Raw genomic sequence first — 19,132 nt, 5'->3', positions numbered from 1 at the left:
AGTCGCGTCAGTCGCGTCAGTCGCGTCAGTGGCGGCGGTAGGCGAGGTAGGCGTCCAGGGTGGCCAGCCGGTGGGCGCGGACAGCCTGTTCGATCTCCGCGCCGGGCGCGCCGCGTTCGAGCAGGCCGAGGATGGTTTCGTGCTCGGCGACCGACTCGCGGGCGCGGCCGGGCACGAAGCTGAAGGTCGAGCTGCGCAGCCGGCCGAGCCGGTCCCAGCCGCGGCGGACGAGGTCGAGGACCTGCGGGTTGGGGCAGGCTTCGAACAGCACGGCGTGGAAGTCGCGGTTGAGGCCGGTGAACTTCGCGGGTTCGAAGTCGCCGAGGCAGCCGGCCAGCTCGGCGTTCAGCGCGCGGGCCTTCGCCAGCGTGTCTGGCAGGAGGACAGGTGCGGCGAGCGCGGCCGCGTAGCCTTCCACCAGGGCGAGGGTCTGCATCGTGTGCTGGTACTCGCTTTCGTCGACCATCGCGACCTGGGCGCCGACGTTGCGCTCGAAGGTCACCAGGCCCTCGGCCTCCAGCAGCCTGATCGCCTCGCGGACCGGCACCACGCTGACGCCGAGCTCCTGCGCGAGCTGGCCCAGGACCAGGCGGTAGCCGGGGGAGAAGGTGCCGTCGGCGATCCGGGCCTTGATCCACTCGTAGGCGATCCGCGACTTGCTCATCGTGGTGCCGTTCACCGGTTCGCGCGCCATGCCGCGTACCTCCCGCGCCAGTGCTCGTCCATCGGGTAGAGGCCTTCGACGCGCTCGCCGTCGGCGACCCGCTCGGCGATGAACGTCTCCTGCAGCTCCTGCTCGATCGCCGCGTCGACGACTTCTTCGACGAGGTCCGGCGGGATGACCAGGATGCCGTCACCGTCGCCGGCGATGACGTCGCCCGGGCGGACCGCGGCGCCACCGCAGGCGATGGCGACGTCGACGTCCCACGGCACGTGCCGCCGGCCGAGCACCGCCGGGTGCGGCCCGGCGTGGTAGGTGGGAATGTCCAAAGCGGACACCGCGGCCAGGTCGCGGACCCCGCCGTCGGTGACGATCCCGGCGGCGCCGCGGACCTGGGCCCGCAGCGCGAGGATGTCGCCGACCGTGCCGGTGCCGCGTTCGCCGCGGGCCTCCATGACGAGGACGTCACCCGGGCCGAGGCGGTCGATCGCCTGCTTCTGCGCGTTGTAGCCGCCGCCACGGGCTTTGAACAGGTCCTCGCGGTACGGCAGGTACCGCAGGGTCCGCGCGCGACCGGTCAGCCGGGCGCCGGGCCTGGTCGAGGTGAGCCCGTCGATCGACACGGCGTCGTACCCGCGCTTGCGCAGCTGGGCCGACAGCGTGGCGGTGCCGACGGATTCGATCCGCTGCTTCAAGGAGGCCGTCAGCTCGAACTGCGGCTCGGCGGTCCCGTACGCGTCCGCGCGCTGCTGCTCGTCGATGCGGGGGAGCGCACCGTACGGCCCGAACGGGACGGTGCCCTCGGTGATCGGGGTGACGAGCCGGCCGGTGGTGTGGCCGCCGCCGTCGACCTCCACCTCGACCACGTCGCCGGGCACGGCGACCGACGCTCCCGCGGGCGTCCCGGTCAGGACGACGTCGCCGGGTTCGAGGGTGATCAGCTGCGAAAGGTCGGCGACCAGCCGTCCGAAGCCGAAGAGCAGGTCGGCGGTGGTGTCCTCCTGGACGAGTTCGCCGTTGAGCCAGGTCCGCAGCCGCAGGGCGGCCGGGTCGACGCCGGCCGCGGGCAGGACCGCCGGCCCGAGCGGGGTGAAGCCGTCGCCGCCCTTGGCGCGCAGGTTGCTGCCCTTGTCGGCGTACCGCAGGTCGTAGACGCCGAAGTCGTTGGCCGCGGTGACGCCGCCGACGTGCGACCAGCCCTCGTCGGGCGGGACGCGGCGGGCCGTGCGGCCGATGACGAGCGCGATCTCGCCTTCGAAGCCCAGCAGCTCGGTGCCGGCCGGCCGTTCGAGGGCGGTGCCGCTCGCTGCGACGGACGTCGGGGGCTTGAGGAAGTACGACGGCTGCTCCGGTACCCGGCCGCGCTGGGCGGCGCGGGAACGGTAGTTGAGGTGCAGCGCGATGATCTTGCCGGGCCGCTGCGGGAGAGGTGTCATCGGTGGTCCTGCCTGCCGGTTCGGGAGAAAGTATCTCAAATAATATACGATCTATGGCGCGGGGAAACCCCCTTCAGCCGCCGTAATGGAGCCAGACGGACTTGGTCTCGGTGTACGCGTCGAGGGCCCACGGGCCCATCTCGCGGCCCCAGCCGGACGCCTTGTACCCGCCCCACGGCGCCGCCATGTCCGGGATCGGCGGCATGTTGACGAACACCGCGCCGGCCCGGAGGCCGTCCGCGTAGCGCTGCGCCGTGCGGATGTCGCGGGTCCACACCGTCGCGGCCAGGCCGTATTCGGTGTCGTTGGCGCGGGCCAGCGGCTCGTCGCCGTCGTCGTAGGCCGTCACGGCCAGCACCGGGCCGAAGATCTCCTCGCGCATGATCGCCATGTCGTCGCGGACGCCGGCGAACAGCGTCGGGGTGTAGAAGTAGCCGTCGCCGTCGAGCGGGTTCCCGCCGGTCACCAGGTCGGCTCCCTGGTCGCGGCCGGTGCTGACCAGGAAGTCGACGTGTTCGCGGTGCTTCTCGGACACGAGCGGCCCGACCTGCGTGGTCTCCTCGGTGCCGGGCCCGAGCCGCAGGCCTTCCAGGCCGCGGGCCAGTTTGTCGACGAACTCCTGCTCGCGCTTGCGGTCGACGTAGAAGCGCGTGTACGCGGCGCAGACCTGGCCGGTGTTGAGCGTCGCGCCGGCGAGGTTGCCCGCGACGGCGGCGTCGATGTCGGCGTCGGCCGCGATGATGCTCGGGGCCTTCCCGCCGAGTTCGAGGGTGAGCCGCTTGAGGTTGGACGCCGCGCTCGCCGCCGTGATCAGCTTCCCGACCGCCGTGGAACCGGTGTAGGAGACGTGGTCGACGTCCGGGTGCCCGGTCAGGAGAGCGCCGACGGCGCCGTCACCGGTGACGAGGTTGACCACGCCCGCGGGGATCCCGGCCTCGTGCACCAGCTCGACCAGCCGGATGCTCGTCAGCGGCGTGACCTCGCTGGGCTTGATCACCACGGTGTTGCCGGTGGCCAGCGCGGGGGCGAGCTTCCAGGCGAGGATCATCAGCGGGAAGTTCCACGGCGTGATCAGCGCGTTCACCCCGACCGGCTCGCGGCGGGTGTAGTGCAGCGTGTCCGGGAAGGACACCGGGTTCGTGGTGCCCTGCAGCTTCGTGACCCACCCCGCGAAGTACCGGAAGTGCTCGGCCGCGCCGGTCACACTCACCTGCCGGGACACCGCGATCGGCTGCCCCTGGTCCAGGGTTTCCAGCCGGGCCAGTTCTTCGTGGTGCTGCTCGACGAGGTCGGCGAGGCGAAACAGCAGGGCGGCGCGCCGGACCGGCAGCAGCCCGGCCCACCCGGGCGCGGAAAGCGCTCGCCGCGCGGCCGCGACGGCGGCGTCGACGTCGGCTCGCGAAGCGGTGCCGACCTCTTCGAGGATCCGGCCGGTGGCCGGGTCGCGGGTCGGGAGCGCGCCGCCACCGGCTTCGGTCCACTGTCCGTCGATGCAGAGGCGTGTCGCCATCCCGGTGTCCTCCTCGGCCTGGGGTGAACCGAGTATCGGGCGGCGGGCCGCCGCGGGTCTTGTCCGCTCCCGCACGCCCGTTGACCGACCGCGAAGGGATCCCGTGCGGGGTGCGGGCCGCGCGTCAGGCTGGGCCGCATGGACGTGATCGTGGTGGGCGCCGGCTCGGCCGGTTCGGTGGTGGCGCGGCGGCTGGTGGACGCGGGTGCGGCGGTGACGCTGCTGGAGGCCGGGGGCGAGGACGTCAACCCGGCGATCCACGACCCCGCCCGGGCCGGGGAGCTGTGGCACGGTCCCGAAGACTGGGACCTGTACACGGTGCCGCAGGAGCACGCCGCCGGACGGCGGCTGCACCTGCCGCGCGGCCGGGTGCTCGGCGGGTCGCACGCCCTCAACGCGATGATCTGGGTCCGCGGCGCCCCGGCCGACTACGACGGCTGGGGCCTGCCCGGCTGGAGCTGGGCCGACGTCGAGCCGGTGTTCGCGCGGATCGAAAAGGACCTCCTGGAGGTCGTCCCGAACGAGCCGCTGCACCCGGTCCAGCAGTCCATAATGGACGCCTGCGTCTCGGCCGGGTTGGCGCTGAACCCGGACTACAACAGCGGGAACCTGGACGGCGTTTCCGTCGAGCGGATCACCCTGCGTGGTGGCCGGCGGTTCAACACCTGGCACGCCTACGGGGCGCCGGTGGCCTCGCGGATGACTGTCCACACGGGAGCGCTGGTGCACCGGCTCCGGTTCTCCGGCTCGCGCGTGACCGGTGTGGTGGTCGCTCTCGACGGCGTGCTGCAGGAGCTTTCCGCGGACCTGGTGGTGCTCGCCGCGGGGGCGCTGGCCTCGCCCGCGATTCTGCTCCGCAGCGGCGTCGGCCCGGCGGACGAATTGCGCGCGCTCGGCCTCGACGTCGTCGCGGACCTGCCGGGCGTGGGGCGCAACCTGCACGATCACCTGCTCTCGCCGATCATCTTCTCGACCTCCCGCGAGGTCGCGCCCGCGCCGGGCAGGCCGGTGACGCAGGTGCACTGGTTCTGGCGCAGCCGGGACGGCCTGGCGGTGCCCGACACGCAGCCGATCTGCTTCAGCGTGCCGATGTACGAGCCGTGGATGTCCGGGCCGCCGACCGGGTTCTCGCTGATGGCGGGCATGGTCACGCCGGAGAGCCGGGGAAGCCTGAAGCTGTCCGGCCCTTCGCCCGACGACGAACTGCTGATCGATCTTGCCGCCCTGTCCGCGCCGGCGGACTTCGAGAGCCTGGTGGCGTCGGTGGAGCAGTGCCTCGAGGTCGGCCGCGCGCCGGCGCTGGCGGGGGAATGGGGCGCCCGGCCGAGGTACCCGGCGCCGGGCACCGACGTCCGCGAGTACGTCCGCCGGACGGCGATCACGTACCACCACCAGGTCGGCACCTGCCGGATGGGCACCGGTCCGGACGCGGTCGTGGACCCGCGGCTGGCCGTGCCCGGCCTGGACGGCCTGGTGGTCGCCGACGCGTCGGTGCTGCCCCGCGTGACGACGGGCAACACGAACGCGCCGGCGGTTCTGGTCGGCGAGCAGGCCGCGCGGTTCCTCATCGGGAACTGAGCAGGCGCCGCAGCCACGAGGACCGCGCGGCCAGCGCCGCGCGGGTCACCTCGGTCTCCGGGGCGAACCGGTCGAAGCCGTGGTGGGCCGCCGCCCAGACGTGCAGCTCGGTCGGGACGCCCGCCTCGGCCAGCCGCTGGGCGTAGGCCACGTCCTCGTCGCGGAACAGCTCCGCCCCGCCGACCTCGACGAACGCCGGCGGCAGGCCGCTCAAGTCCGCCATCCGCGCGGGGGCCGCGTACGGCGAGATCTGCCCGTTCAGCAGGCTGCGCCAGCCGAAGTCGTTGGCCTGCTTCGTCCACACGAGGTCCGGCAGGTCGGCCGACGTCCGGTCGTCGAGCATCGGGCACAGCAGCAGCTGCCCGGCCAGTGCCGGGCCGCCGTAGTCGCGAGCCAGCAGCGCCACCCCGGCGCTGAGCCCGCCGCCCGCACTGCCGCCCCCGACGACGAGCCGCTCGAAGCCGAAGGCCGACGCGAACCACACGAGGCCCGCGTAGCAGTCATCGAGCGGCGCCGGGTGCGGGTGCTCGGGCGCGAGCCGGTACTCGACCGTGGCGCAGACGAACCCGAACTCCTCGATCAACGGCACCAGCCGCGGCAGGTCGGCGAACCGGTCGTCCATCACCATCCCGCCGCCGTGGATGCTGTACAGGCCGGGGGCGTCCGGCCGCGGGTGCCGGGGCTGCAGCACGGTGACCACGACCCCGCCGTCCAGCGCGTGGTCCGACCAGGTGATGTCCCGGTCGCCGATGGCCTCCGGCGGCGTGGGGTTGCGGAAGGACGCGCGGATCGCGGGGAGCGTCTCGGCGGAGAGGTTCACGGCCCCTCCGGATCGACGGCGTCCCGGTCCGCCCAGAACGGTTCCACGAGCGCCCGCAGTTCCGCCGCGCCCACCCGCTCGGCCAGCGCGACCGCCTTCAGGTTGTCCTCGAGCTGCCGCACACTCGTGGCGCCGAACAACGTCGTCGTGTTCGCCGGGTGCGTGAGGGTGAACGCCAGGCACAGCTGGGCCGGGGTCGCCCCGAAGCTCTCGGCCACCTTCGCGAGGTCGGCCGCCGAGTCCGCGATTCGCTGCCGGACGTCACCGGGGTCCCGGCCGACCTGGCGGCCGCCTTTCCCGAGCAGGACCCCGCCTTCGAAGACGTCGGACGCCTGGAGCGACACTCCGAGCTCGAAGACCGAAGCGAACGGCTCGCCGTCCGGAATGGACCGCCGCGCCACGCTGTACTTCAGCTGGGCGATCGCGGGGCCGGGGACACCGTCCGCGGCCGCGAAGCCGTGGACGGCCTTGATGGCCGACGCCGACCAGTTGTTGACGCCCCACCGCCCGATCAGCCCCGTGTCGTGCAACTCGGCGAGGTCGGTGACGAGGGCGTGCAGGTCGGTGTCGGCGCGCCGGAGGTCGCCGAGGATCACCAGGTCGGCGTGCGAGACGCCGGCCCGGAAGAACGCGTTCTCCAGCTGGGCGCGCAGGCTGTGCTCCGGGTAGCCCTCCAGCCACAGCTTGGCCGAGAGCAGGTAGTCGTCCCGGCGCAGGCCCGCGGCCCGGACCATGGCCGAGAACAGGACGTCGGTGAAGACCGGCGGGCTGCCGGGCAGGCCGTACACCCCGACGTCGAAGAGCGTGATCCCGGCGTCGACGGCGGTCCGCAGCAGCGAAACCGCTTCGCGGAAGTCCATCCGGTCGTAGGTGTGCCACGAGCCGAGGGACAGCACGCCGGTGCGCGGGCCGTCGCGGCCGATGCGGCGCTGGGGGATGGGCACGGGAACGCTCCTAGGGAAGTCGGGGGTCGATGACGGCTTTGAGCTCGCCGAGCCGGGACATCGACTCGACGGCGGCGGACGCGCCGGCCAGCCCGACCGGCGGGCTGAACAGCTCGTCCCACGGCATCCGGTCGGCGAAGGCGCGGAGGAACCCGACCGAACGGTGGTAGTCGGCGATGTCGCCGTTGAGGGAGCCGGCGAGGGTGAGCTCCTTGCCCATCACCGTGCCCAGCGGCACCGGGACGGGCGCCGGGCCGGTGGACCCGACGATCGCGACTGTGCCGCGCTGGGCGGCGAAGGCGACGGCCTCCTCGCCGATCGTCGGGCCGCCCGCGAAGTCGAAGACGTGGTCGGCGCCGCGGCCGCCGGTCAGCTCGCGCACCCGCTCGATGCGTTCGTCCGGAGTGGACTCGACGTCAACGGTCGCGGTGGCCCCGAACCGTTCGGCCACGGCCAGACGTTCGCCGGGACCGCCGACGGTGATCACCGTCCCGGCACCGCACAGGCGGGCGACCGCCGTGGCGAACACGCCGAGCGCCCCCGCGCCCTGCACGGCGACTGTCGCGTTCGGACGGATGCCGCCGGACCGGGCGACCGCGCGCAACACGGTCTTGCCCGCGCAGCCCGACATCGACGCCCACGTGTCCGGGACGTCGTCCGGCAGCAGCAGCTTCGCCGCGCCGGGCGTCACGTAGCAGTACCGCGCCAGGCCGCCGGTGGCGTACGGGAACCGGTCGGCACGCTGGAGGAAGCCGTAGCCGCGGTGCTCGCAGGCGACCGGCTCGCGCAGGATCGTGCACCCGTGGCACTTCCCGCACGTCGACTCGGACCAGCCGATGCGATCGCCGGGCCGGATGTCGCGGCCGAGGGTGTCGGTGGTGCCGGGGCCGGTGGCGACGACTTCGCCGACCATCTCGTGGCCCAGCACCATCGGGAGCATGCCGGGCAGGCTCATCCGCCCCGACCAGAGGTGGACGTCGGTGCCGCACAACGTGGTGCAGGTGAGCCGGACGAGCGCGGCGCCCGGCTCCGGTTCGCCGGGAAGCGGGAGCTCGCGCAGTTCGAGGGGAGCGCGGTGGCCGGTGAGAACGGCGGCCTCCGTGGTGGTGGGCAGGGCCATCTTTTTAGTCTACAGTCGTGGAAGAAAAAGTCCAGGTCCGGGAGGAAACCATGACGGCACAACGGATCCACCCGGCGGATCTGGTGGTCCACGGCGGGCTGGTGCACACTTTCGGCTCCGCGGGCACGGTCACCGGTCTCGCGGTGCGCGGTGGCCGGATCGCCGCGGCCGGCGGCGACCTGACCGGCCACATCGGACCGGACACCGAAGTCGTGGACCTCGCCGGCCGGACGGTGCTGCCCGGCATCAACGACGCCCATCTGCACGCGACCTGGCTCGGCGCCCGGTGGCCACACCCGCTGCTCGGCGCGCCACACGAGGAAACCCCGGTGGTCACCGCGGAAGACCGCCGGGCCGCGATCCTGCGGGCCGGCGACGTCTGCGCGGCGCTGGGCATCACGAGCTACACCGAGCCCGGCCTCGGTCCGGGCGAGACCGGCTGCTTCTCGGCCGAAGTCGTCGACGAGTACGTGGTCCTGCAGCGCGAAGGCCGGCTGCGGGCCCGGGTCACCGTGCTGCGCCTGTTCGGTCTCCTCGACGGCGCCAGTTCGCTGCCGGACTTCGCCCGCGGCCTGGCGACCCCGGTCCCGGCGGCGGATCCGGAGTGGCTGGCCGTCACCGGTGTCAAGATCTTCGCCGACGGCATCCCGCCGATGCGCACGGCCTGGACCCACCACTGCTACGCCGACGGCACGCACGGCACCCTGCTCGTCGACGGCCCGGACGACGACCGGCGCGCGGCCAACCTGGCGGCGATGATCTCGCTGGCTCATGAAGCCGGGCTCGTCGTCGGCGTCCACGCCACCGGCGAACGCAGCATCGAAACCGCTCTCGAGCACCTGCGGGCCGGTGACCACCTCGTGCACGGCGACCTGGTCACCCCGGCGCAACTGCGGCGGATGGCGGCCCATGGTGTCGGGCTGACCACGCAACCCGCGATCGCCACCGCGATGCGGCCGATGGTCGCCACGGCGCTCGGCGAGGACGTCGCCGCGAAGGCGTGGCCGCTGCAGGACGTCCTCGACGCCGGAGTGCAGCTCACGCTGAGCAGCGACGCGCCGGTCGTCACCCCCGACTGGCGCGTCCACCTCGCGGCGGCGGGGGAGCTGCTGGGTGCGCGAGGTGCCACGCCCGAGCTCACCGAACGGCTGCTTCGCTGCTACACGAGCGAAGCCGCGGCACAGGACGGATCCGCGGCGTGGAAGGGATCCCTGGAGCCGGGCAAGGTGGCCGACTTCTGCGTCCTGGCCGCGAACCCGATGGCGGTCGCCTTGGCGGACCTGCCGTCGGTCGCCGTCGAACTCACCGTGACCGGCGGCCGGATCGTCCACAAAGGATAGTCAGGTGAGCAGCTGGCCGCCGTCCACCGCCAGGCTCACCCCGGTGATGTGCCCGGCGGCGGGCGAGGCCAGGAACACCACGGCCGGGACGACGTCGCCGACGGCGGCGATGCGGCCCAGCGGGATCCGGGCCTCCCAAGCCGCGCGGGCGGCGGGGTCTGCGGCGAACCCCGCCGTCATCGGCGTCAGCACCGGTCCCGGCGCGACCGCGTTGACGCGGATCCCGTGCGGCGCCAGTTCCAGCGCCGCGGACCGGGTCAGCGCGTCGACCGCGGCTTTGGTGGCTTCGTAGTGGCCGAGTCCGGGCGTCGGCTGCCGGGCGCCGATCGAGGAGATGTTCACGATCGCCCCGCGCGTCCCGGCCGCGGCCATGTGCGCGCCCACCGCGCGGGTCATCAGGAACGTGCCGCGGAAGTTGACCCGCAGGCAGCGGTCGAAGACCTCGACGTCCAGGCCGGTCAGCGGACCGCCGCCGCCGGCCAGCCCGGCGTTGTTGACCAGCACGTCCACCGGCCCGAACCGGTCCGCCACCAGGGCGGCCGCCGCCTCGACCGACGCGGGATCCGCGATGTCGAGTTCGACGTGCTCGGCGCCGATTTCGCGACCGGCGTCGTGCGCGGCCCGGGCGTCCACATCGGCCAGGACCACCCGGTCGCCCGCGGCGAGAAACCCTTCGGCGACCCCGCGGCCGATTCCGCTCGCGCCGCCCGTGACCACCACAACCCGTGTTTTCATTCTACAATCGTAGATGAAAGATGTGCTGCGGCGAAAGGAAAACCCGTGCTCGGAAGATCGGCCTTCGGCCTCGGCTCGTGGAACACCTGGGACCGGATGGCGTTCGACGACGCCGTCCGGCTGCTCCGGACGGCCGTCGACGCCGGCGTCACGCTGTTCGACGTCGCCCACTACGACTTCGGCCCGCACGCGGAGAACTCGCGCACGGACATCCTCTTCGGCGAGGTCGTGCGGAAGGCCGGGATCGCGCGTGAGGACTACGTGCTGTGCGGAAAACTCTGGCTCTGGGACTACCCGCGCAGCGGCTTCGCCGGCCAGCTCGGGACGTCGCTGGGCCGGATCGGCACGGAGTACGCGGACCTGGTCGTGGTGGGCGACTACCGGGAGCGGCTGGACGTCCCGCGGGTCGTCGCCGAGGTCGCGGAGCAGATCCGGGCCGGGCGGATCGGCGGCTGGGGCATCAACAACTGGCTCGCCGCGGACCTGGACGCAGCACTGGAGTTCGCGGATCGCGAAGGTCTCCCGGGGCCGGAATTCGCCCAGCTCAAGTACTCGATCGCGCGCCGCTCGATGGCCGAAGGCGAGCCCTACCGCAAGCACTTCGCGAGCGGGCGGCTGGCGCTGCAGGCGTCCGACGTCTTCGAAGGCGGTGTCCTGCTGGGCAACGCTTCCCCGAGCCGGAAGATCGGCGCGGACGTCGGCGGCATCCGCGAATCCATCGTGTCCGCGTCGGCGGAAATCGGGCGCGTCGCGGCGGACTTCGGCGCCACCCGCGCCCAGCTCGCGCTGGCCTTCTGCCTGGCGTACGAGCCGGTGGCGAACGTCCTGTTCGGAGTGACCCGCACCGAACAGCTGACCGACAACCTCGGCGCGCTGCTCCTGGCCCGCGAGCACGGGCCCGAGATCCGCGCGGCCCTCGACCACCTCCGCCTCGACCACGCGGTCGCCCCCGACGGTTCCTGGTGACGGCTCAGGGGCGGCGCTTTCCCGGAAGGCGCCGCCCCTGAGGTCGATCAGGTGGTGAGGAAGGTGAGGGCCGCGGTGCGGAAGGGGGCGCCGCGCAGGGCGCCGCCGTGGTCGCCGGGTACCTGGACGAGGTCGCTGCCCGGCACCAGCGGGACCAGCGTCTCGATGCCCTGGCTGACCGGGTCGTCCCGGCCCGCGACGAACCGGGTGGGCACGGTGACCGTGCCGGCCCGCGGCGCGAACGGCTCCCGCCGGAGGCCTTCGATGCACCGGGCGAGGGCGGCCGGGTCGCGGCCGGGCGCGGTGATCATCCGGGCGATCGCCGCCGTCAGCGGGTCGGCCGGCAGCCGCCCGCCGCCGGCGAAGGCCAGTGCGGCCTCGACGTCGACCGCGCCGAACGGCTCGTGCGGGCTGAGCCCGCCCAGCACCAGCCGCCGGACCGGCAGCACCGCGGGCAGCTCCCACGCCAGCCGCGCGCCGAGCGAGTAGCCGACGACGTCCACTTCGGACACTTCGCCGGCCACGAGAGCGAGTTCCCCGGCGATCGCCTTCGGCGTGACGTCGGCGAGCGCCGGGCTGGAGCCGTGGCCGGGCAGGTCGGGCACCAGCACCGGACGGCCCGCGGCGGTGAGCGCCGACGGCCAGCCCGTGCTGATCCAGTCGGTGGGCCCGTCGGAGGCGAACCCGTGCAGCAGCAGCACCGGCGCCCCGGCGGCCGGCCCGTCCGGGGCGAACCGGCGTACGGCAAGGGAGGTGAGCGTCAAGGAGGTCCTTTCTCACGAAGCCCGGCGCAGGCGTTGCAGCTCGCCGAGTGTCCGGGCACGGGTGTCGACGGCGATCCGCAGCGCGGAGCCGGCGAGGTTGAGCAGCAGCACGCAGACCATGATCGTCACGCCGGGCACGACGACCAGCCACGGCGCGGTGACCAGGTACGACCGGCCCTCGGCGATCATGTTGCCCCAGGTCGGCGTGGGCGGGGCGATGCCAAGGCCGAGGAAGCTCATGGCGCCGTCGACGAGCATCGCGGCCGCGGCCAGGATCACCACCTGGACCAGCGCCAGCGGCAGCACGTTGGGGAACACGTGCACCAGCAGGATCTTGCCGCGGCTCATCCCGGACACGCGGGCGGCGCCGATGTACTGCCGCCCGGCGATGCCGAGCACGCGGCTGCGGATCACCCGGGCGGTGAACGGCGTGAAGATCACCGTCAGCGCGATCAGCTCGGTCCAGATGCTCGCGCCCAGCGCGATGGCCAGTGCCATCGCCAGGATGATCGCGGGGAACGACATCCACGCGTCCATCAGCCGCATCAGCACCGCGTCGGCGGCCCGGTAGAAGCCGCTCACCAGGCCGATCAGCATTCCCGAGAAGGCCGCGCACACCGTGATCAGCGCCGACAACCCCAGCGACGCGCGGCCGCCGGACACCAGCCGGGCCAGCACGTCCCGGCCGAACGAGTCGGTGCCGAGCGGGTGCGCGCCCGAAGGCGGCAGCAGGCGGTGCACCGGGTCGGTCGCGCTGACACTCGGCAGGAAGAACGGCAGCACGACCACGGCCAGCACGATCAGGCCGAGCAGGACCGAGCACACGACGAGGGTCCGGTTGCGCCGGAACGCCCGGGACGCGCGCCCCGGCGGGGGACCGTCCACCGAGGTGGCCGGTTCGGCGACGGCGAGGCTCATGCGACACGCACCTTCGGGTCGAGCAGCGCGTACGAGAGGTCGACCAGCAGGTTGACCACCACGAACAGCACCGCGACGAACAACGTCACGCCCTGGATGAGCGGGAAGTCGCGGGTGGACACCGCCCCCATCAGCAGGTGCCCGAGGCCGGGCACCACGAAGATCGACTCGATGATCACGATGCCGCCGACGAGCATGGCGAAGTTGCTGCCCAGCTGCGTCACCAGCGGCATCAGCGCGTTCGGCAGGACATGCTTCAGCATGACCCGCCGCTCCGGCAGGCCCTTGACGCGGGCGGTCCGCAGGTAGGCGAGCGGCAGCTCGCCGAGCACGCTCTCGCGCAGGGTGAGCACGAACAGCGCCGTCTGCCCGATGACGAGCACGGTCACCGGCAGCACCAGGGCCGGCACCGCGGCCACCGGATCGGTGAGCAGGTCGTGGTAGCCGCTGGACGGGAACCACCGCAGCGTCACCGAGAACACCAGCACCAGCACCAGCGAGATCCAGAAGTCCGGCATCGCCATCCCGAGCGACGACAGCCGGTCGAGCGTGCGGGCCACCGGGTTGCGCGGCGACACCGCCTGCCACGAGGTGATCGCCACCGAGAGGACGAAGCTGATGATCGTCGAGAGCACGGCCAATGTCAGCGTCGGCACGATGTGCGCGGCGACGACGTCGAGGACTGGCTGGTGGTAGGTGATCGACGTGCCGAAGTCGCCGTGCAGCACGTGCCCGGCCCAGCTCAGGTACTGCTGCCAGAGCGAGCCGTCGAGGCCCAGGCTCGTGCGCAGCGCGGCGACGTCGGCCGGGCGCGCGGTCGGGCCGAGGATGGCCTGGGCCGGGTCGCCCGGGATCAGCCGGATGACGAAGAACATCATGGTGCCGACGATGACCAGGATGATCACCAGGTCGCGCAGCCGGCGCAGCAGCACCCCGGTCATGCGGCCAGCCAGGAGTTCCAGAACACCCGGTAGAAGTCGCCGTAGCCCTTGAGCCGCGGAGTGTAGGCCGCCCAGAGCTTCGACTGGCTCAGCGTGATCACCGACAGCTGCTTCCAGGTGAACGCCTGGAGCTTGTCGATCACGGCCTTGGCCTGCTCGGGCGTGGCCGAGGCGTTGAACTCGGCCAGCAGCCCGTCGAGCTCCGGCGACGACGAGCCGTTCAGCGTGCCGAGGGTCAGCGCGGGCATCTGGGCGGGCGAGGTCAGCGACGAGTCGAAGAACAGCGTCGTGATGTCCCAGCCGCCCGGGTCCTTGGTGAGGGTGCCGAGCATGGTGGCGAAGTCGAAGGTGTCGATCTTGGTCTGCAGCCCGATCTTGCCGAGCGCGTCCTGGATGAGCACGGCCCACTTGCCGAACTCGGGGTAGGAGTTCGTGGTGACGATGTGGATCGTCGCCCCGGTGGTGACGCCGGCGTCGGCGAGCAGCTGCTTCGCGCGGGCCGGGTCGTGTTCCCGGTAGACGGACTCACCGGCGGTCGAGTAGGACGCCTTGTTGTCCGGCGAGGCGAACGCACCCGTCTCGATGGTCAGGTCCTTGCTGCCGCCGGTCGCTGCGTTGATGGCGGGCTTGTCGAGCAGCAGGTTCAGTGCCTGGCGGGCCCGGGGGTCGGCGAACTTGGAACCGGGGTTGAAGTTCGGGATGACGACGTTCTCGTTGCCGCCGGGCAGGTTGTGCACCACCAGGTTCGGATTGGCCTTGAGCTGCTCGTACTGGTCGTTGGCCGGCATCGCGTGGTCCCACTGGCCCGTCTGCAGGCCGTTGATCAGCGCGTCCTGGTCGCCGACGACCTTGTAGGTGACGGTGTCGAGGTAGGCGTGCTTGGCGCCGGCCTGGCCGCCCCAGTCCTCTTCGGACCGCGACCGGTAGCCGTCGTAGCGCTGGAGCACCAGCTGCTGGCCGATGTCCCAGCTCTTCAGCTTGTACGGGCCGGTGCCGATCGCCTTGTCCTGGCCGAACCCGGTGGCGGGCAGGCCGGAGAGGTTCTTCGCCTCGTAGATCTCGGTGCCCGCGCCGGCGAGCTCGTCGATCAGCGGGTAGCGCGGCCGCTTGAGGTCGATGACCACCGTCGCCTGGTCGGGCGCGGTGATGGCGGCGATGTCCGGCGTGACCAGCTGCCCGGTGCGGTGGCTCTTCTGCCAGCGCTGCAGGCTCGCGACGACGTCGTTCGCGGTCAGCGGGTTGCCGTCCTGGAACGTGACACCCTGGCGCAGCTTGAAGGTGTAGGCGAGCCGGTCGGGGCTGATCGTGTAGGTGTCGACGAGCATCGGCCGGGCGACGAAGTGCTGGTCGACCTCGAACAGCTTCTCGTACATCATGTTGCCGATCTGCGCGGTCACCTGGCCGGGGTTGGCGACCATGTCGAGCGACTGCGGATCGGTGGGGACGGCGACGGTGAGGTTGCCGCCGCGGACCGGTGGCCCGTCGGCGGCCGGGGTCGTTCCGGCGCTGCCCGTGCAGCCGGCGAGCAGGGTGGCCGCGGCGGCGAGGGCGGCGAGCAGGGTAGTTCTCTTCATGGGCGCGTCGATCCTGTGTGGGGGAGGGCGGGCAGGTCGGGGTTGGCGGCGAGCAGCCGACGGGTGTAGTCGTGCTCGGGGGAGAGACGGATTTCGTCGGGTGTCCCGGTTTCGATCAGCTCGCCGCGGTACATCACGCCGACGCGGTCGGCCACCGACAGCACGAGGCTGAGGTTGTGGGTGATGAACAGCAGGCTCAGCGTGCGGGTGCGGCGCAGGTCCAGCAGCAGGTTCATCACCTGGCCCTGCACCGAGACGTCCAGGGCCGAGGTCGGCTCGTCGGCGACGATCAGCTCGGGCCCGGCGGCGATCGCCCGCGCGATGGAGACGCGCTGCCGCTGCCCGCCGGACAGCTGCGACGGCAGCTTCCCGGCGGTGTCCTTCGGCAGCCCGACCTCGTCGATCAGGTCGGCGACCCGGCGGTCCAGCTCGGCGCCGCGCAGCGGGGTCAGTTCCTTCAGCGGCTCGGCGATGATCCGCGCGGCGGTGTGGCGGGGGTCCAGCGAGCTCTGCGGGTCCTGGAAGATGAGCTGGACGCGGCGCCGGAACGCCCGTTCGCCCCCGGTGAGCCCGGCGGAGTCGATTCCATGGGAACCGAAGGTGACGGTTCCCGAAGTCGGCGGTTCGAGCGCCGTCACCAACCGGCCGAGGGTCGACTTGCCGGAGCCGGACTCGCCGACCAGGCCGAAGAACTCCCCGGGCGGGATTTCCAGGGAGACCTCCCGCACCGCTTCGACCCGGTGTCCTCTTCGTCCGTACACTTTGGACGCTCGGCTGATCGTCAGCGGAGATCCCTGGTGGACGTGGTCCGGCTGGGGTTGCGCGGCCGGCGTCTCGAGGGTCATCGTGGAAGAGATGACCGGGAACCCGCCGCGGCGGTCGACGCCGAGCTGCGGCACGCACCCGAGCAGCGCCCGGGTGTACGGGTGCTTCGGCCGCATCAGGACCTCGTCGCGCGAGCCCGTTTCGACCAGGCGGCCGCGGTACATCACCGCGATCCGGTCGGCGACCTGCGCGGCGACGCCCATGTCGTGGGTGATGAACACGCAGGCGGTGCCGTGGTCGCGGCGCACGCGGTCGAAGAGCGTGAGGATCTCCGCCTGCGTGGTGACGTCGAGCGCGGTGGTCGGCTCGTCGGCGATGAGCAGGTCCGGGTCGGCCATCAGGGCCAGCGCGATCATCACGCGCTGCTGCATGCCGCCGGACATCTGGTGCGGGTACAGCCGCAGGATCCGGTCGGTGTCGGTGAGGCCGACCTCGGTCAGCAGCCGCTTCGCCTTGGCTTCGGCCCGCTTGCGCAGCGGGCTGCCGCGGCGGGCGGTCTGGCCGGGCAGCGACCCGGGTTCGCGGTAGGCCTCGGTCAGCTGGTGGCCGACGCGGCGGCTCGGGTTCAGTGAGTCCAGGGCCTCCTGGAAGATCATGCCGATCCGCGGCCCGCGGTAGGCACGCATCGCGTCGGCGGGCAGTTTCGTCACGTCCACGCCGTCGAAGGCGATTTCGCCGCGGGTGCGCACGGGGGCGACGAATTCGAGCAGGCGGATGATCGACAGGGCGGTCACGGTCTTGCCGCTGCCGGACTCGCCGACCACGCAGAGCGTCCGCCCTTGCCCGAGGTCCAGGGAGAGCTCCCGCACGAGTTCGCGTTCGGTGTCGTCGGTGACGACGCCGACGGTGAGCTCCCGGATTTCGAGCAGCGTCATGGATTCCCCTTCCTCGCGCCCGCCGCGAGCGGGCGGGCCGGACTGCCGGGCACCGGCAGGGGTAGTTCTACGCATGTTGACACTGGCCGGGGGCCGTGTCAATGGTTTTATTCTACGAGTGTAGGAAGTTGAAACATCACGGCTTTTTGTTGCTGCGCGGGAGAAATTCGTCCCTGGACTCTTTTATCTACGCATGTAGAGTGTCCGGGTCGAACACAAGGAGGACGACGTGACGCCCACCCCAGCCGCGCCCGACCGGATCGTGGAAACCGCCATCGGCTACATGGCCGCCCAGCAGCTGTTCGCCGCCAACCGGATCGGCCTGTTCCCGGCGCTGGCGGCCGGCCCGCTCGGCCCGGCCGAACTGGCCGAGCGCACCGGCAAGCCGGAGAAGATCGTCCGGATCCTCGGCGACGCCCTCGCCGCGCACGGCCTGCTGTCCCGCGTGGACGGTCGATACGCGCTCACGCCCGACACCACCGAGTACCTCGGCGGAGAAGGTCTGGACCTCGCGCCGTTCCTGACCTTCCTCGAGACGATCAGCTACCCGCACTGGCTGCAGTTCGCGCACACCACCGACACCGGCGAGCCCGGCGAGCTCGACCTCGCCGGCGACCGCTGGACGACGTTCCTCGGCGGGGTCATGGTGTATAACGCCCTACACGCGCGGATGCTGGCGCGGAACTTCGACTTCGGCGGGTACAAGAACCTCCTGGACCTGGGCGGTCTTTCCGCCGAGTTCGCGCTCCAGGCCCTCCGCGCCAACGACGTCCTGCGGGCCACGTTCGTCTACGACCCGCGGTCGGTGGACTCGGTCACCATGGCCGTCGCCGAGTTCGCCGAGCGGACGACCGTCGTCGGCGCGGCGACCCCGGACGCCGAACCCGAGGGCGAGTTCGACCTGGTCATGGTCAACCACGTGGTCCACCGGTTCTCCGTCGACGAGAACCGGGCCATCCTGCGGCACGCGCGGGCCGCGGCGGCACCGGGTGCCCGGCTCCTGCTGCTGGACTTCTTCCTGGACGAGGACGACTCGCCGCGGGCGCTGGACGCGCTGCACGCGGGGGAGTACCTGGTCATCGACGGCACGGTCGTGTACCCCGAGCGGGACGTCCGGGGCTGGCTGGCCGGGGCCGGGTGGCGCCCGGTGGACCGGCTCGCGCTGCCGGGTTCGCCGCGGGTGCTCGTCGCGGAGGCGGTGTGACCATGGGTCTCGACCCCGCGGTGCGGGAGCTGCTGGCCCGCGGCCCCGACGCGCCCGCCCGCCCGATGACGGCCGCCGAGCTGCGGGCGGCGTTCGCGGCGTCGCGGCCGGAGCCCGGCCCGGTGGCGCCGGTGGCTTCGGTGACCGAGGTGTCGGTGCCCGGCCCGGGCGGCGACCTGCGCGTCCGGCTCTACCTGCCGGACGCGCCCGGCCCGGTGCCGGTGTTCGTGTGGATCCACGGCGGCGGCTGGACGATCGGCTCGATCGACGAGAACGAAGTCGCCTCCCGCGCGGTGTGCGCGGCGGCGTCGGTCGCGGTCGCGGCCGTCGAGTACCGCCTCGCCCCGGAGGACCCGTACCCGGCGGCGCCCGCGGACTGTTACGCGGTGCTGGAATGGCTGGCGGCGGGCGGCGCGGGCCCGGCGGTTTCGCCGTCGCGGATCGCGGTCGGCGGCGAGAGCGCCGGCGGCAACCTGTCCACAGTGGTCTCGATGATGGCGAAGGACCGGGGTGGCCCGGCGATCGCGGCGCAGGTGCTGATCTGCCCGGTGTTCGGCCACCCCGACGACGGCCATGCGTCCTATGTGGACTTTGCGACGGGGTACGGCATGACGGCCGACGCGATGCGGTTCTTCTTCGCCCAGTACGCCCCGGCTTCGTTCGACGACCCCTACGTGCTGCCGTCGCGTGCCGGTGACCTTGCGGGCCTGCCGCCGGCGCTGGTGCTGACGGCGGAGTACGACGTCCTGCGTGACGAGGGGGAGGCGTTCGCCCGCCGGCTGGCGGAGGCCGGGGTGGCGGTGGACCTGCACCGGTACGCCGGGCAGATCCACGGTTTCTACGGGCTGTACACCGGCTTGCCCGCGTCCGCCCGGTCGCACGCGGAAGTGGCCGCGTACCTGCGGGGGATCTTCGCCTGAG

The 19,132-nt window shown here is 72.4% G+C and carries 17 protein-coding genes; 5 read left to right on the top strand and 12 right to left on the bottom strand.

Features of this window, described 5'->3' with window-relative positions; translation table 11 throughout:
• Positions 1-25: 25 nt before the first annotated feature.
• From ACWDN5_RS05405 to ACWDN5_RS05395, 3 genes are all read right to left on the bottom strand, one after another.
• Complete coding sequence (locus tag ACWDN5_RS05405) at positions 26-694, bottom strand: GntR family transcriptional regulator (RefSeq protein ID WP_310971809.1); 669 nt, start codon at positions 692-694, stop codon at positions 26-28.
• Complete coding sequence (locus ACWDN5_RS05400) at positions 676-2,097, bottom strand: fumarylacetoacetate hydrolase family protein (protein WP_449674692.1); 1,422 nt, start codon at positions 2,095-2,097, stop codon at positions 676-678. The genes ACWDN5_RS05405 and ACWDN5_RS05400 overlap by 19 nt, the downstream gene beginning before the upstream one ends.
• Before the next feature lie 73 nt (positions 2,098-2,170).
• On the bottom strand, positions 2,171-3,607 hold the full coding sequence (locus ACWDN5_RS05395; RefSeq protein WP_310971811.1) for an aldehyde dehydrogenase family protein: 1,437 nt from the start codon (positions 3,605-3,607) through the stop codon (positions 2,171-2,173).
• A gap of 138 nt (positions 3,608-3,745) precedes the next feature.
• Here ACWDN5_RS05395 and ACWDN5_RS05390 point away from each other — a divergent pair, with 138 nt between their 5' ends.
• Complete coding sequence (locus ACWDN5_RS05390) at positions 3,746-5,185, top strand: GMC family oxidoreductase (protein WP_449674690.1); 1,440 nt, start codon at positions 3,746-3,748, stop codon at positions 5,183-5,185.
• On the opposite strand, the gene ACWDN5_RS05385 is transcribed toward ACWDN5_RS05390, so the two are convergent.
• Genes ACWDN5_RS05385 through ACWDN5_RS05375 form a run of 3 tightly spaced genes read right to left on the bottom strand, consistent with a single transcriptional unit; the run spans position 5,172 to position 8,063 of the window.
• A complete protein-coding gene (locus ACWDN5_RS05385; RefSeq protein WP_449674688.1) occupies positions 5,172-6,005 on the bottom strand; it encodes an alpha/beta hydrolase in 834 nt (277 codons plus the stop codon). The two genes, ACWDN5_RS05390 and ACWDN5_RS05385, sit on opposite strands and share 14 nt — an antisense overlap.
• The gene (locus tag ACWDN5_RS05380; RefSeq protein WP_449674686.1) at positions 6,002-6,949 is read right to left on the bottom strand and encodes an aldo/keto reductase; all 948 of its coding nucleotides are present in this window, start codon (positions 6,947-6,949) and stop codon (positions 6,002-6,004) included. Before ACWDN5_RS05380 ends, ACWDN5_RS05385 begins: the two co-directional genes overlap by 4 nt.
• Positions 6,950-6,959: 10 nt before the next feature.
• Positions 6,960-8,063, bottom strand: coding sequence for a zinc-binding dehydrogenase (locus ACWDN5_RS05375; RefSeq protein WP_449674814.1), 1,104 nt, complete (start codon positions 8,061-8,063; stop codon positions 6,960-6,962).
• A gap of 23 nt (positions 8,064-8,086) precedes the next feature.
• Between ACWDN5_RS05375 and ACWDN5_RS05370 the strand changes: the two genes are divergently transcribed.
• On the top strand, positions 8,087-9,409 hold the full coding sequence (locus ACWDN5_RS05370) for an amidohydrolase (protein ID WP_449674684.1): 1,323 nt from the start codon (positions 8,087-8,089) through the stop codon (positions 9,407-9,409).
• On the opposite strand, the gene ACWDN5_RS05365 is transcribed toward ACWDN5_RS05370, so the two are convergent.
• A complete protein-coding gene (locus ACWDN5_RS05365) occupies positions 9,410-10,144 on the bottom strand; it encodes an SDR family NAD(P)-dependent oxidoreductase (protein ID WP_310971816.1) in 735 nt (244 codons plus the stop codon).
• 45 nt (positions 10,145-10,189) lie between these two features.
• On the opposite strand from ACWDN5_RS05365, the gene ACWDN5_RS05360 reads away from it, so the two are divergent.
• Entirely contained in the window at positions 10,190-11,110 is a 921-nt protein-coding gene (locus tag ACWDN5_RS05360; protein ID WP_449674682.1) for an aldo/keto reductase, read from the top strand.
• A 47-nt stretch (positions 11,111-11,157) separates the two neighbouring features.
• On the opposite strand, the gene ACWDN5_RS05355 is transcribed toward ACWDN5_RS05360, so the two are convergent.
• Genes ACWDN5_RS05355 through ACWDN5_RS05335 form a run of 5 tightly spaced genes read right to left on the bottom strand, consistent with a single transcriptional unit; the run spans position 11,158 to position 17,007 of the window.
• Positions 11,158-11,874: an alpha/beta fold hydrolase gene (locus tag ACWDN5_RS05355; protein ID WP_449674680.1), complete on the bottom strand. Its 717-nt coding sequence runs from the start codon at positions 11,872-11,874 to the stop codon at positions 11,158-11,160.
• Between the two features lie 12 nt (positions 11,875-11,886).
• Positions 11,887-12,792, bottom strand: a complete 906-nt coding sequence (locus ACWDN5_RS05350; RefSeq protein ID WP_449674678.1) for an ABC transporter permease — start codon at positions 12,790-12,792, stop codon at positions 11,887-11,889.
• Positions 12,789-13,733, bottom strand: a complete 945-nt coding sequence (locus tag ACWDN5_RS05345) for an ABC transporter permease (protein WP_449674676.1) — start codon at positions 13,731-13,733, stop codon at positions 12,789-12,791. The genes ACWDN5_RS05350 and ACWDN5_RS05345 overlap by 4 nt, the downstream gene beginning before the upstream one ends.
• Complete coding sequence (locus ACWDN5_RS05340; protein WP_449674674.1) at positions 13,730-15,307, bottom strand: ABC transporter substrate-binding protein; 1,578 nt, start codon at positions 15,305-15,307, stop codon at positions 13,730-13,732. Before ACWDN5_RS05340 ends, ACWDN5_RS05345 begins: the two co-directional genes overlap by 4 nt.
• Positions 15,304-17,007: a dipeptide ABC transporter ATP-binding protein gene (locus ACWDN5_RS05335; RefSeq protein ID WP_449674673.1), complete on the bottom strand. Its 1,704-nt coding sequence runs from the start codon at positions 17,005-17,007 to the stop codon at positions 15,304-15,306. Before ACWDN5_RS05335 ends, ACWDN5_RS05340 begins: the two co-directional genes overlap by 4 nt.
• A gap of 229 nt (positions 17,008-17,236) precedes the next feature.
• On the opposite strand from ACWDN5_RS05335, the gene ACWDN5_RS05330 reads away from it, so the two are divergent.
• Both ACWDN5_RS05330 and ACWDN5_RS05325 read left to right on the top strand, forming a co-directional pair.
• The gene (locus tag ACWDN5_RS05330) at positions 17,237-18,211 is read left to right on the top strand and encodes a methyltransferase domain-containing protein (RefSeq protein WP_449674671.1); all 975 of its coding nucleotides are present in this window, start codon (positions 17,237-17,239) and stop codon (positions 18,209-18,211) included.
• Positions 18,208-19,131 carry an alpha/beta hydrolase gene (locus tag ACWDN5_RS05325; RefSeq protein ID WP_449674669.1) on the top strand — a complete coding sequence of 308 codons (924 nt, stop codon included), beginning with the start codon at positions 18,208-18,210 and terminating at the stop codon, positions 19,129-19,131. The genes ACWDN5_RS05330 and ACWDN5_RS05325 overlap by 4 nt, the downstream gene beginning before the upstream one ends.
• The last annotated feature ends 1 nt before the right edge of the window (position 19,132 follow it).

This window comes from Amycolatopsis sp. NPDC003731 (genome assembly GCF_053586895.1).
This window is presented reverse-complemented; position numbering and strand designations above follow the sequence as displayed.